The sequence below is a fragment of the Terribacillus halophilus genome, assembly GCF_900162685.1.
GTDB classification, from domain to species: Bacteria; Bacillota; Bacilli; order Bacillales; family Amphibacillaceae; genus Terribacillus; species Terribacillus halophilus_A.
Map to the genome: position 1 here is coordinate 302,131 of NZ_LT727827.1, position 13,344 is coordinate 315,474.

General features: G+C 42.0%; 13 protein-coding genes and 1 pseudogene. 5 read left to right on the forward strand and 9 right to left on the reverse strand.

Going from position 1 to position 13,344, the window contains the following annotated elements; translation table 11 throughout:
• Nucleotides 1-195: 195 nt before the first annotated feature.
• Together groL and groES are read right to left on the reverse strand one after the other, a co-directional pair.
• Nucleotides 196-1,830, reverse strand: a complete 1,635-nt coding sequence (groL, locus tag B1K52_RS02455) for a chaperonin GroEL (RefSeq protein ID WP_077305081.1) — start codon at nucleotides 1,828-1,830, stop codon at nucleotides 196-198.
• 52 nt (nucleotides 1,831-1,882) lie between these two features.
• Nucleotides 1,883-2,167: a co-chaperone GroES gene (gene groES / locus B1K52_RS02460; RefSeq protein WP_077305084.1), complete on the reverse strand. Its 285-nt coding sequence runs from the start codon at nucleotides 2,165-2,167 to the stop codon at nucleotides 1,883-1,885.
• Nucleotides 2,168-2,434: 267 nt separating this feature from the next.
• Between groES and B1K52_RS02465 the strand changes: the two genes are divergently transcribed.
• Nucleotides 2,435-3,166, forward strand: a complete 732-nt coding sequence (locus tag B1K52_RS02465; protein WP_143588818.1) for a CPBP family intramembrane glutamic endopeptidase — start codon at nucleotides 2,435-2,437, stop codon at nucleotides 3,164-3,166.
• Nucleotides 3,163-3,369 carry a DUF4305 domain-containing protein gene (locus B1K52_RS02470; protein ID WP_077305087.1) on the forward strand — a complete coding sequence of 69 codons (207 nt, stop codon included), beginning with the start codon at nucleotides 3,163-3,165 and terminating at the stop codon, nucleotides 3,367-3,369. Before B1K52_RS02465 ends, B1K52_RS02470 begins: the two co-directional genes overlap by 4 nt.
• A gap of 53 nt (nucleotides 3,370-3,422) precedes the next feature.
• On the opposite strand, the gene B1K52_RS02475 is transcribed toward B1K52_RS02470, so the two are convergent.
• Nucleotides 3,423-4,079 (reverse strand): FusB/FusC family EF-G-binding protein, encoded by a 657-nt coding sequence (locus B1K52_RS02475; protein ID WP_077305090.1) that lies wholly within the window; start codon nucleotides 4,077-4,079, stop codon nucleotides 3,423-3,425.
• A gap of 520 nt (nucleotides 4,080-4,599) precedes the next feature.
• On the opposite strand from B1K52_RS02475, the gene B1K52_RS02485 reads away from it, so the two are divergent.
• Nucleotides 4,600-5,637: a tetratricopeptide repeat protein gene (locus B1K52_RS02485; protein ID WP_179106433.1), complete on the forward strand. Its 1,038-nt coding sequence runs from the start codon at nucleotides 4,600-4,602 to the stop codon at nucleotides 5,635-5,637.
• Between the two features lie 13 nt (nucleotides 5,638-5,650).
• Nucleotides 5,651-5,791 (forward strand): hypothetical protein, encoded by a 141-nt coding sequence (locus B1K52_RS17825; RefSeq protein WP_179106434.1) that lies wholly within the window; start codon nucleotides 5,651-5,653, stop codon nucleotides 5,789-5,791.
• A 251-nt stretch (nucleotides 5,792-6,042) separates the two neighbouring features.
• On the opposite strand, the gene B1K52_RS02490 is transcribed toward B1K52_RS17825, so the two are convergent.
• Both B1K52_RS02490 and B1K52_RS02495 read right to left on the reverse strand, forming a co-directional pair.
• Nucleotides 6,043-6,330, reverse strand: coding sequence for a hypothetical protein (locus B1K52_RS02490; RefSeq protein ID WP_077305099.1), 288 nt, complete (start codon nucleotides 6,328-6,330; stop codon nucleotides 6,043-6,045).
• A gap of 788 nt (nucleotides 6,331-7,118) precedes the next feature.
• Complete coding sequence (locus tag B1K52_RS02495; protein WP_179106435.1) at nucleotides 7,119-8,543, reverse strand: serine hydrolase domain-containing protein; 1,425 nt, start codon at nucleotides 8,541-8,543, stop codon at nucleotides 7,119-7,121.
• 272 nt (nucleotides 8,544-8,815) lie between these two features.
• Here B1K52_RS02495 and B1K52_RS02500 point away from each other — a divergent pair.
• A pseudogene (locus tag B1K52_RS02500) lies at nucleotides 8,816-9,051 on the forward strand (metal-sensitive transcriptional regulator).
• 63 nt (nucleotides 9,052-9,114) lie between these two features.
• On the opposite strand, the gene B1K52_RS02505 reads toward B1K52_RS02500, so the two are convergent.
• From B1K52_RS02505 to B1K52_RS02520, 4 genes are all read right to left on the reverse strand, one after another.
• Nucleotides 9,115-9,630 carry a DoxX family protein gene (locus B1K52_RS02505; RefSeq protein ID WP_077305105.1) on the reverse strand — a complete coding sequence of 172 codons (516 nt, stop codon included), beginning with the start codon at nucleotides 9,628-9,630 and terminating at the stop codon, nucleotides 9,115-9,117.
• A gap of 265 nt (nucleotides 9,631-9,895) precedes the next feature.
• Nucleotides 9,896-11,308: an alanine/glycine:cation symporter family protein gene (locus tag B1K52_RS02510; RefSeq protein WP_077305857.1), complete on the reverse strand. Its 1,413-nt coding sequence runs from the start codon at nucleotides 11,306-11,308 to the stop codon at nucleotides 9,896-9,898.
• Nucleotides 11,309-11,607: 299 nt separating this feature from the next.
• A complete protein-coding gene (locus tag B1K52_RS02515) occupies nucleotides 11,608-12,165 on the reverse strand; it encodes an isochorismatase family protein (RefSeq protein WP_077305108.1) in 558 nt (185 codons plus the stop codon).
• Between the two features lie 144 nt (nucleotides 12,166-12,309).
• Entirely contained in the window at nucleotides 12,310-13,275 is a 966-nt protein-coding gene (locus B1K52_RS02520) for a hypothetical protein (protein ID WP_179106436.1), read from the reverse strand.
• Nucleotides 13,276-13,344: the final 69 nt, after the last annotated feature.

A 13,344-nucleotide genomic window follows, 5' to 3' on the forward strand; every position in this document is an offset into this window, starting at 1 on the left:
TAGATATGGCAACGAAGATCTATATACAATACTAACAAAATAAAAAAAGATGCCTCTGATAAAGTCCATAAGACTTACAGAGACATCCTCTAAAACTCATCTTAACAAAAAACGAGAATTGTCGTGACATGTAGTGGTTCAATAAGTACATTCACTACTAAAAACCACTTCATATCAACGTTTTGGGCGATGTAATTACATCATACCGCCCATTCCGCCCATGCCACCCATATCAGGCATGCCTGCGCCGCCAGCGTTTTCTTCTGGCTTGTCAGCTACTACGGCCTCAGTTGTAAGGAACATAGCTGCTACGGATGCTGCGTTTTGGAGTGCGGAGCGTGTTACTTTTGTTGGGTCAACGATACCTGTGTCAAGCATGTTTACCCATTCGCCTGTTGCTGCGTTGAAACCGATGCCGACTTCTTCTTTTTTCAGGCGTTCGATGATAACAGAGCCTTCAAGGCCTGCGTTGTGTGCGATTTGGCGAACTGGTTCTTCGATTGCACGAAGGACGATTTTCGCTCCAGTTGCTTCGTCGCCAGTAAGGTCAAGATCTGCAACGTTGTTGTAGATGCTTACTAGTGCTGTACCACCACCAGCTACGATACCTTCTTCTACTGCTGCACGCGTAGAGTTTAGGGCGTCTTCGATGCGTAGTTTGCGTTCTTTCAATTCTGTTTCTGTTGCTGCGCCGACTTTGATTACTGCAACACCGCCAGCTAGTTTCGCTAGGCGCTCTTGTAGTTTTTCTTTGTCGAATTCAGAAGTTGTTTCTTCTGCTTGTGCACGGATTTGTGCGACGCGGGAAGAAATGTTTTCAGGGTTGCCGTTACCTTCTACTACTGTTGTGTTTTCTTTTGTAACAACAACTTTAGAAGCGCGGCCAAGCTGTGTGATTTGTGTGTTCTTCAGATCAAGACCTAGGTCTTCTGTGATCACTTCACCACCAGTTAGTGTTGCGATGTCTTCTAGCATTGCTTTACGACGGTCACCGAAGCCTGGTGCTTTAACAGCAACCGCGTTGAATGTACCGCGCAGTTTGTTCACAACAAGTGTTGCAAGTGCTTCGCCTTCTACGTCTTCAGCGATCATCAATAGTGGCTTGCCTTGCTGTACAACTTGTTCAAGTACAGGAAGCACTTCCTGGATGCTTGTGATTTTCTTATCTGTGATTAGAATGTATGGATCTTCAAGTACTGCTTCCATTTTGTCTTGGTCAGAAACCATGTATGGAGAAGCATAACCGCGATCGAATTGCATACCTTCTACAACTTCAAGCTCTGTGTTGAAGCCGCGGGATTCTTCGATTGTGATAACGCCGTCGTTACCAACGCGCTCCATTGCTTCTGCGATTAGTTTACCAACTTCTTCGTCAGCTGCAGAGATTGCCGCTACTTGTGCAATAGACTCTTTGCCTTCGATTGGTTTAGAGATTTCTTTAAGCTGAGAAACAGCTACTTCAACCGCTTTTTCGATACCGCGGCGTACGCCTACTGGATTCGCACCAGAAGCAACGTTTTTCAGACCTTCACGGATCATTGCTTGCGCAAGAACAGTCGCTGTAGTTGTACCGTCACCAGCGATTTCGTTTGTTTTAGAAGCAACTTCAGATACAAGCTGTGCACCCATGTTTTCAAATGCGTCTTCTAGTTCGATTTCTTTTGCGATTGTCACACCATCATTCGTGATTAGCGGAGAACCGAATTTCTTATCCAAAACAACGTTACGTCCTTTTGGTCCAAGCGTTACTTTCACTGCATCAGCAAGTGTGTCGACACCGCGAAGCATTGCGCGGCGAGCGTCTTCAGAGAACTTAATGTCTTTAGCCATGAATAATAACCTCCTATAATATCTTCTATGTTATATGTTTCTGCTCTTCGGATTATCCTACTACTGCAAGAATGTCGCTTTCGCGAAGAACTAAGTAATCTTTTCCTTCGTATTTCACTTCAGTACCAGAGTATTTAGAGAAGATGATAAGATCGCCTTCAGCAACTTCTAGTGGATATTTTTCACCATTATCGGTTACACGACCGCTACCGACGGCAACAACTTTACCTTCTTGCGGTTTTTCCTTTGCAGATTCAGGGAGTACAATACCGCTTGCTGTTTTCTCCTCCTGCTCTACAAGTTCAATTACGACACGATCGCCTAGTGGCTTCAACATGTGAGAAACCCTCCTTAAATAATCGATAATTTGATTTTTAGCACTCGAATAAGTTGAGTGCTAATACAGTTATTATAATAATCAAAACGAAAACGGATTGCAAGTAAGACACTCTGATAGTTGTTCGACGATTTATTGCTTTCTCCTGCCAGCTTCGTACGAATTAACAAAGCAAATACAATACACGCCGCTACATACTTGCCCCATAGTTATGTTAAAATACGTTAGATGCAAACTACATAAGGTAAGGCGGAAGGAGTCGTTACATTGCCAGGACGCTATTGGTTTATTATTTTGACATACATTGTTATGCAGTTTTCTGTGTTATTGCTCGTTCCATTTGTTCCTTGGATGAAAGATCAAGGAGTAGATCTATATACCGTTCAAAATTGGTGGAGTGTAATTAGATTTCTAATAGCTGTAATTATTACGGTTCTCCTGTTGCGTAAGGATATGCGCACACCAGCAATGCGAGGTGCAACTGGCCCATGGATGACAATTCTTTGGATTGTTGTTGGAGTTGCCGCTGCTTTTGCAGGTCAGATGCTTGCTGCAATGATTGAAATGGCTCTTGGTATAGTTCCTGGTTCAGAAAATACATCGAACCTTCTAGAAGCTGTTCGTGACGTGCCAGCGTTCGTATTAATTGTTGTTATATTCGCACCTGTTTTAGAGGAAATTATCTTTCGTAAGATTATTTTCGGGGAGATTTACAAAAGGACAAATTTCTTTGTAGCAGTTTTGATTTCCGCACTTCTATTTGGTGTGGTGCACATGGAACTTTTGCATTTGCTGACATACTTTAGCATGGGAGTCGTCTTTGCCGGATTATATGTACTGACAAAACGAATTATTGTGCCTATCGTGGTACACAGCTTAATGAATTTAACCGTTGTCATTTCCCAGCTATTGTTAACACCAGAGAGAATGGAAGAAATCGAACAAATGCGTAAACAACTAGAAAACATGCAAACAATCATTTTTGGAGGAATTTTATGATACGTACGCCATTGCCCGCAGCGATATTGAATCTTGTTTTAGGAGTTCTTTTCGTGTTTTGGGCTTATAACCATGTACAGGCAGATAACGGTTGGGGATTCTTCTCTGTCCTCTTGTCAGCTCTAGCTGCTTACGATTTATATATGTCGTTCCGCTATTTCAGCCTGCATTTCAAGATTAAAAAAATGAATAAGAAGAAATAAGGAAAAACCAGCCGATTTGATTTGGCTGGTTTTCTCTTTTATATGCTGCTGCCTTATGAAAACAAATGATCTAAGAAAACTTCCACTCTCCCTAGATCCGTAAGCTTCTCATTACAAGTCTGACTGTCTTTGCAAATATAGTTTCCGCGGTTCACGTACGTCTCTTTTCCGCTTCTTACTCTAGTCACAAACAAGCCAACTTCCTCAAGACGGTTACATAATGTACAAATGCCCTGCGTGCCGCTGTTATCGAAAACACCGGAAATGCCCTTCAGCTTGCCTTGGTACTCTACAATCAAGTGCTGTTTTTGGGCGCGCGTATCAAACCAGCCGATATAGGATATCTTTTGAAAATCTAATTTTTCCAAGTCTGGCAGCTGCAGTTTTTTTGCTTTCGGAAATAGCTTTTCTACTGTCTTCTTCGATACACGCCGAAATGGGATAACATACTCCCTCAGTTTGACAAGAAACGCTTCTGCTTCCTTTTCATCTTCTATTTCAAGAAGGTCCTCAAGCAAATGAAGCTGGGCTTCTGTCAAATCAGGCAGTTTCTCTTCCACTTTTGACAATGCATGAAGTTTTACACCATCCAAGGTATCTTTATGATTCACCGTTGCGTGGGCATTGATGATATGAGACACCTGCCGTGCAATGAAGTTATATTGGTCGTTTCGAATAAATGCTTGTTCTGTCGTTGTCCGTTTATCCATTTTCTGTTCGCTCCCTTATCATGATAATTACATTGATAAGTGCAAAGCCTAGACAGAAACGGATACATTGGCGATTAGATAACTGACTCCTCACACAAAGTATCGCCTTTCCTTCTAGGCTTTGCGTGAGCTGCTGCCAATTCTGACGCATGAGCATTTTCCTCAATTGCCATCAGGTATCACCTCCAACTAAAGCATATCCAAAAGTGGAAACTTCTGCAATATACAGCCATAAGAATAACCTACGAAAGTAAAAACATTTTACTCCTTGAACACTGGCTTTGCGAACCATACCATCCTGAAGGCAAAAATCATTGGAGGAAAAAAACATTGATGTCAAGACGAACAGTCGAGATATAGCGAAAATTGCGTCTTTTGTATTTTCTTCACCAGACAAGAAACCATGTGAAGAAAAAAGACATTTTAACCAGCATTCCACTACAAACATTCCCAATATTTCTATTGTTGAGATAAGATAGAATAGTCTTATAGATAATTATTGATGGGAGAGCTTTGTACTATGGAAAGTCTTGATATGATAGGTCATCTGGATAATTGGTCTGTGAGTATTCAGCTTGATAAAAAAGAAGCTGCTCGCAGCATCCATGAAGAGTTGAATAAGCATACTGACCATTTTGATACACAAACACTTATCTCATATTTCATATTGGAAAGTCGGTATTATACGATTACTGGAGAACTCCAAGAAAGCAAGCGCTCGTTAGCAAGAGCTAGGCAATATGAAGATAGCTTCACAGAAGTACATAGATATCAACATTCTTTTGCTGAAGGGATTATCTACTATTACGAAGAACAATTCGAGGAAGCGTTAATGAGCTTTGAGAAAGCTGAGCAACGTATAAACTCAGTAGTTGATCCAGCAGGGTTAGGAGAGTTTCATCTCATCAAGGCCATGACCTACTACTTTCTGGATATCTTAACTTTATCTGCTCTTCATGCAGCGAAGGCTGTCGAGAACCTTAATTCTGTAGAAGCACTAAATTTCCTACTGGCACGTTCAGAGCTAGTCCAAGGAATGAACTACATGGAACTTTCTGATTATGAAACTGCTGAAGAGTATCTTCACAGAGCTCTAGCCACTTGTAAGAAAATCGAAAATGAAAGTCTGTTAGCATCCACGAATCTGAACCTGGGCCTCTTATACGTAACACGCGAATTGCCGGCAGTCGCAATTCGTTATTTGGAAGAGGCATTAGAGAAAAAACAGGAACGTATCGAATTAAAAACGCTGTATTTATTAGCAGACTCCTATTGGAAGACCAACCAAACTGCGAAGGCCATGAAAGCCTACACAGCAGGATTCCAAAAGAGTATAGACAGCAACAATACAAAAATGAAGTGGGAATTTGCTATGCTTCATAAGAAATATGAAGACAAGGTTAACTTTGAGAGCGTTTGGCAAGAAGGAATCGAATATTTTCAAAAAATTAACGATTTATTCAACATTAGGCACTATTCGAAAGAGTTAGCTCAGTATTATACTGAAAACAAGCAGTATGAGCTTGCAACCAGATATTATCTACTAGCTATAATCTAAGGAGGAATAAATAATGAAGAAAGTGATTTTTTCCATAATACTAGTGGGGGCGATTATCGTCAGTGGTTTGCTTGGAGTAGCAAATGAAGATGGCTTTGCAAGTAAGAAGGGCGACTTTGGAAGCGCAATTCATTCCCTTAATATCCTTGATTAATAAAGGAGCAGTCTCTATATGAGGCTGCTTCTTTTTGATGCTTTTAATAAATAGGACATCCCAGCGTAAGAATATCTAGGAACAGCAACGTTTACAGCTCTTGTTTGTCCGAAATGCGGACCTACTTATCATGAGTTTACTCGTGTAGGGAAATTTGATTGTGCTTCCTGCTATGAAACTGTTGAGCCATCTTATTGCCTGGCTCATATAAGGAATCAGCTCTCTTCAAATTGAAATAGGTCTTGTTTGCGTTATGCATCTGATACAATAATCTTCTTTTGCAAAGCTTTCGTGACAATATGCTGATAACTTTCTTTATGAGGATTTTTAGCAAGACGTTTATTGTTCAATTTTCCGATACGCAGCCGCACATCTTTATCTGAGATTAATAACTGTCTGTACGGTTCACATCTTACATACTGCTGAAACCAGTCGTTTTTTCGCAACTGCTCCATGTTCGCTTGAATATCATCTTCTGAAACGTTATATGCATAGGCATATGAGAAAATTAAGTTACATGCATCTACAAGAAGTACCAAAATGAATTACCTCCTAAATTATTTTGTGCGGTGGGTGAGCAACAAATTAAACACTAATCCTACATACGGAAGTCCACAAAGAAGGTTTCATCACTTACTCCTATTTTTTAACAATCTCTGCACATAATAAAAGAAGCTCATGATTTTGCGCGTATCACGAGCTTTAGAACATGCCATATCAGTATTAGTTATCTTTACTAAACTTGTGCAAAACCTTTTTAGTAAGAGCAAATCCTATCTTGTAAGCAACGAAAAGTACAGTAAAGAAAATCAATACGTCGATTACAACATACACCCATGATCCATTGCTGGACGGTTAATTCGTGTTGCTGCCATTCCTGCCGCAATAAATATTGCAAAAGGTGTTCTTCCGAGTATATCCAAGATTCTCTGTCCCATACTCACTTATCTCATCCTTAGCTATTAGACATGACCATTAGTCTGACAATAATCATCGGATAGTGACCAATTTCCTTGTAGGTTTTGACATGCCCTACTTTAGTACTTCCTTACCCAGCATGCAATCAACCAAACTACAAAATTTACCTATAAATGTAATTTTAGAATTAGATTCATTTTAATCTAGTAAAAGTGAAAATCGCTAGATTATATATGCTGCCTCGAAGCGTAATATTTAGATGCCAAGTAACCTTTAAAAGAACGTAGATCCATACATGTATGCGTGAAAAAGCAGGCAGCTGCTTTTTCTGCTGCCTGCTTCTATAAAGACGCTACTTGCTTTTCCAAGCTTACATTTTATGCCGCACTAATTTTTTCCCTTACTCCCCTCACCCGATCTTCGGCATCTGCCGTAACACAAAATCAATACCACGGATGTTGTTCTCTGCATCCCGCACAAAACGCATCGTGGAAGGTATCTCCCTTAATGTAATGAAAAACTCATCATTTCCAATAGGCTCGAGTACTTCAGAAGTTATTCCTGGAGCTGCCAATTGCAGCTTTCCATCTACTATAATGGCTTGAATTGTCATGCCATCTCCTGATGCGAAGGTTCCTTCGTATTCTTTCAACTTTTCAAGAGATAAGTCGGATGCTTCCACATGCAGATGGGATGCTTCTGGATGCTGATTCAAATGCAGACTGGCAAACGCGCTTTGAAGAAGTTTGGTTGTAGGAGCTCCTGTCAAGTTTGCGAGAGCTATTCCGGTCAAGTTCAGTTCAGGCATGATTTGCATGTGGGCTGTCACCCCTTTGATATCCCCACTATGATGAATTAGCTTATGCCCGAAGAAATCTGGAATGATCATCAGACCATACCCGTAATAACTATCATGGGCATATTTGACATGCAGTGTAGTCATCAGCTCCACGCTTTCCGGCGACAGAATCTGCACACCGTCAACTTTGCCAGCGTTTCGAATGATTTCCATAAACTTGACCATATCGTTCATGGTCGATTTCAGGAATCCTGCTGCACGCATCGCTGGGGCATCCCAAGGGTTATTGGATCTGAATACTGTTCCCTCTCCTGCTTGCATACGTATGTCGTATAAAACCGCAATGTCTTCATGCTCATTCAAATCTTCGTATAGAAAGCCACTGCTGTGCATGCTGGCAGGCTGGAGAATATATTCTTTTACATATTGTTCATACGGCATGCCGCTTGCTTGTTCAATGATGCTGCCCAACAGCGCATAAGCATCATTGGAATAGCTGAATTCAGTTCCTGGTGTGCCAAGCAGTGCAGGCTCTGCCTCGGCGATGAAACGCATCAAATCCGTATATGTATCAATTGCCGGAATACTGTCCAATGGATTTTCCTGCTGCTGATCTTCCTCGAATTTCGGATCTTTTTCCATGCTTCTCTTCACTGCGCCATACAAAGTGAGCAATGGCGGCAAGCCCGATGTGTGGGTCAAAAAATGATGAATCGTCATTTGGTTCGTTAACGTTTCATTCGGTATCTTGAATTCTGGCAGGTAGTGAATGACAGGGTCATGTACGGACAGTTTTTGCTTTTCTTGCAGCTGGAGTATCGCAACAGCTGTAACTGCTTTTGTGATGGAGCCCACTCCAAAAACGGTATCTGCTGTTATCGGGAGCTCCGCTTCCCTGTCACGATATCCAATTGCTTTCTCATAGCTCAGTTGTCCTTCTTCGGCCACTCCAATCGCAAGACCAGGTACTTTGTATTTGCTCCCTATTTCCTCGCCATATCGTTCGAATGCACGCACTCCTGTTTCTTGATTCATAAGATTGACCCTTCTCTCCATTTAGTATCTTCCCCTTCATATTAGGACTGCTTTTGCATCAATCATTAGAATGGAACTTCCTGCGACTTCAGGCGGTTATCCTGCCGCAGGCCAATCAACCTACTGCAATTACACCAAAACATAACATCATCACCCTCGTGTGTCTCCTCATCAGGAAACCTACTGCACATAGACATTAATTGACAGCATACCCCAACCGTTATAAGAGATTACGGTACGGAAGAAGTACTGGCAAGGAGTACGATGACAAGATGAAAAACCGAGTGAAACGTATAGAAGGACAATTACGCGGCATTCTTAAAATGATGGAAGAAAATAAAGACTGCAAAGATGTAATTACGCAGTTGTCTGCTGCCAGAACAGCAGTTAACCGCACAATCGGATAGATTGTAAGTTCCAACTTGGTAGAATAGAAGCAGAAGAAAATGGGCAGCAGGCGGATGCTTTTGTGAAGGAAGCCGTCGATCTGCTCGTTAAGAGCCGATAAGAAGTGCAACACGCAGAACAGGCAGCCAGTATGGCTGCCTGTATTGTCTATTTTATATTCTTGTTAAAATGTGACCGGCTTTGTTGGTCGTTTTGGTGTATGCTTTGGCAAATGATTTCTTAGATAAGGCATCACCCAGCGGTCCAATCCGTAACGTCCGGCATTTGCGCCAGCGATAAGAAGGAAGACAGTTAACAGAACCATCTGGGCGTTTGTGCTGACCGTGCCGCTGAATAGGAAAGCAAAGTTCATCGTGATGCCCATGAGAGCGGCAAAGTTTGTGAAGACACCGAGTATGAGTGCGATTCCGACTAATATTTCACCCCACATGACGAGAAAGCTGAAGAGTCCTGCATTTGGCAAAGCAACCTGCTCTAAAAATACTCCCCACCAGCTTTGCACTGCTGGGTGATTTCCCCCAGCTTGTGCGACTGCGCCTTGCAGGAAGCCGCTCGCATCGAACCCGCTGCCTGTCAGTTTACCGAGTCCTCCAGATAGCCAAGCATACCCTAAATAAAGACGAATCACGGTCCATAAACCAGACGCCACTTTGCTATTTCGAATCCATTGTACAATCATTATTTCCCACACTCCATTCATGAAATTAGTTTGTTAAACCTTTCACATAATAGATCAAGAGGGATTAGCGCTTTTCCTTCTACACTTGTAGTATAAGCGAAATAACAATGCTGCGCTTCTATTTGTGAGCGTTTTCACAAATTCGTAATAGTCCTTTTACAGTTGTGTGAACATAGTCAAAATATAGTTTACTAGCGCAGACATGAACTCTAGATCAAATTGAAAACCAAGGATGCAAAGATCCTTGGTTTTCAGTAGCTCTTGCTTATACCGTTTTCCGCTGCATCTCTTCTTCCAATTCCCGCTCTTCCCAATAATCAGCGTTCTTAATAGCTACTTGTGAAGGTCGGAAAACAGGATCCAGTCCTTGCTTCTTTTGTTCTTTGTAATCTTTGAAAGCAATGATGGTCGGTTTGTACAGCAGAATGACGGCAATTAAGTTAACCCAAACCATGAGACCGAGCCCAATATCTGCTAATGTCCATGCAAAGGCTGCCGAACGTACCGTTCCGAAGAAGACAGCTACAAGAAACAATGGTTTCATAATATTGGAGAAAATCTTTCTTTTCTTCCCTCTGACAATATAAAACAGATTTGTTTCGGCGATATAGAAATACGCAACGAGTGTAGTAAAAGCGAAGAAGAACAAGGAAATGGCTACAAATGCGGAACCAAATCCGCCAAGTACACCGTCGACTGCTGCTTGGGTATAACTTGCACCTGCTTCCATTCCATTTGCATAATCTACTATGAATCCGCCATCTGGATTTTCCACGCTGTAATTGCCTGTCATCAAAATCATCAGAGCAGTAGCTGTACAGATGAGCAGCGTATCAATATACACAGAGAAAGATTGAACTAAGCCCTGTTTTACTGGGTGAGAAACTTCTGCAGCGGCAGCTGCTTGAGCTCCTGTTCCCTGGCCTGCTTCGTTGGAATATAGTCCGCGTTTCACTCCCCAGCTAATCGCAGCACCAATAATACCGCCAAAGGCAGAATCAGCACCAAATGCACTAGAGAAAATAAGAGCAAATGTACTTGGAACTTGTTCGATATTCGCAAAAATTACGATAGCAGCTACAAGTAAATAAAATAATGCCATGATTGGAACAACATAAGAAGCCAAAAAAGCTATTCTGCGAATGCCGCCAAAGATAACGTATCCAACAATTGCCACCAAGGCGATACCTGTTATCAATGGAGTGATGCCAAATGCGTTATCCATACTTTCTGCAATGGCGTTTGCTTGGATGCCAGGTGTTAACAAACAAGTAGAAACAGCTGCAACGACTGCAAAGATATAGCCGTACCATTTCCATCCGAGTCCCTTTTCCGCATAATAAGCAGGTCCGCCGCGGTATTCTCCATCTACTCGCTTTTTATAAATCTGTGCAAGTGTCGATTCAGCAAACGCTGCTGCGGATCCGAAAAAGGCAATGAACCACATCCAGAAAACAGCTCCCGGCCCTCCTGCAGCTATAGCTGTTGCCACCCCTGCTATATTGCCCGTTCCAACCCTCCCTGACAATGCAATAACTAAGGCTTGAAACGGCGATACGCCTGAAGCAGAACTTTTACCGGTGAAAGTTTGGGTAATCATATCTTTAAAGAATCTTACTTGCAAGAAACCTGTAGCAATTGTGTAGACTCCTGCCACCACAGCGATAAATACCAACATTGGAACACTCCATAAATATTCGCTAACCTTCCCCAAAATAGCTTCAAAGCCCAATAGAATTCCTCCTGAAAAATGTATTTGAGATGAATTATGGTTTTATTATGTCGGAAGCAGCAGGAGGTTGCATGCTTTTCGTAAGCATTCCTAACAACAAATAACTTAATATTCAGAAAATGCTGTTGTTTTCCTGACATTCTCGCGTTAACAGTCTATACTTCCTCGATAAAAAATGCCCATCAATGTAAGCCACTATTTCGTTGCTTACACTGATGAGCATTATAAAAGCGTTGATTATTTATTTAGCGGTACGTATGATGCGTTGGTCTGAACAAATCCTCAGCTGCTTGGCGTACAATTGAAAAATGTTCCACATTATAGTGTCCGTGCAAAATTTGGTTATGATGCTGAATAATTTGTTCTGCATTTAGCACATCAGATCCTGCTGTGGAGTGACCATCCGCAACGAGTGTCACATCCATCCCTTGTACAGTGGCATAACGCACAGCTGTATCAATGCAATGCTGCGTTTCACAGCCCATTATGACAAGATGGGTAATGTCTGCCTGCTGTACATGCGCCAGCAGCCCTGTACCGTGAAAGGCATTTGTTGCTTGCTTGTTAAAGATAGGCTTTCCTTCTGGTACTGTGATATGTGGGTGAATGTCAAAACCAGCTCCTTGGCCTTCTGCTACATCCGTATCACGGACAAACAGAATGTCAGCCCCTGCAGCTTGTGCTTTGCTAATGACCAAGTTAATTTGCTGTAGTAAATTCTCCTTCTGATAGACAGGTCTTTCACCTGCTCCACCTTCAATTAATGCATACTGTGCATCAATGATTAGTAATGCTTGCTTCAAAGACAGCTCCCCTTTACCTGGTTGCTAGAATATTCCTGCATTGCGACTTGGTTAGGTTTTGGCTCTTTTTCATACGTAACCGCCTCCTTTTTACTAGTAATGCCAGTATATAGGATAACTATCTGTGGTGCATAATTTATTTTCTTAAAATTGCAATTCTTTGCTGCGTAATAGATATGTCTGAATCAGCTGATTTGTATTTTCCAAATCCTTTACCGAAACAACTTGTGTTGTCTGGTCCAGATGTTCTATTGGTATGTTGAGCACACTTATTGGAATCTTAGTAGACAGCTTTTTATATCGATGCTGAAATAAAAACTCCAGCTGAAACGCAATATCGTCCGCGATTGCTAAATCAACTAAGAGGTTTTTCAATGTTTGATTAATTGGAATCGTCTTGTCTGCTACTTTTATGACCACACCGCTGCCTAGCTTAATGGTTCCCTTGCTCTTATGTGCAGTGTTTTGACGTGGTACAGAACCGATATAGAAAGCTGCTTCTCCTTCTAGCTGGCTTAGGAGCTGTTTTCTATTTTGAGATGAAAAAAAGATAACGGTAATTTCCCCATCGCTAGGCTCCCATTGCTGCAACAATTTAATTGCAATAGCTGGTGCGATTTTATTGTCTAATCCTTTGCCGACAACTCTGCCGCTCACTTCGTCCCCAAGATATAGCTGATCATCGTAGCATGTCACATGATTGCCAGTTTCCACTCCCATTTGACGTGCCTCTTGTTCTGTATTCGCACCGATATCTATGACAGCTGCGTGCTCTTCGGCTTCACTTGCCACGACTACGCCTTGCAGCAAACCCTTCTTGGTCTCCACTTGGACTGACTGACCTAGGGGGAAGGTTAAGGAAAAGTAATTCGCGTCTGCTGCAAGTGCGCCGAAATCTGTCACAGATGTAACAACATGTACTTCTTCCTTCACCTCTGCCAACAGCGTTATTTTCGGCGCGTACCTGTCTCCAAATTTACGGACAATAAGATTCCCTCGTCTGTCAAAGTGCAGCTCATCAGCAAACGGCGTTATTTTCTCCACAATTTGCGACACAAATGACTGGCTGCACCCTTTGTACTTGGACAAATCACGTATTAATTCAAACATCGTTCGTTCCCCTCTCTGTAAACGACAGCGGGACAAATACAAAAGCCTCTCGAACAGATGCGTCGAGAG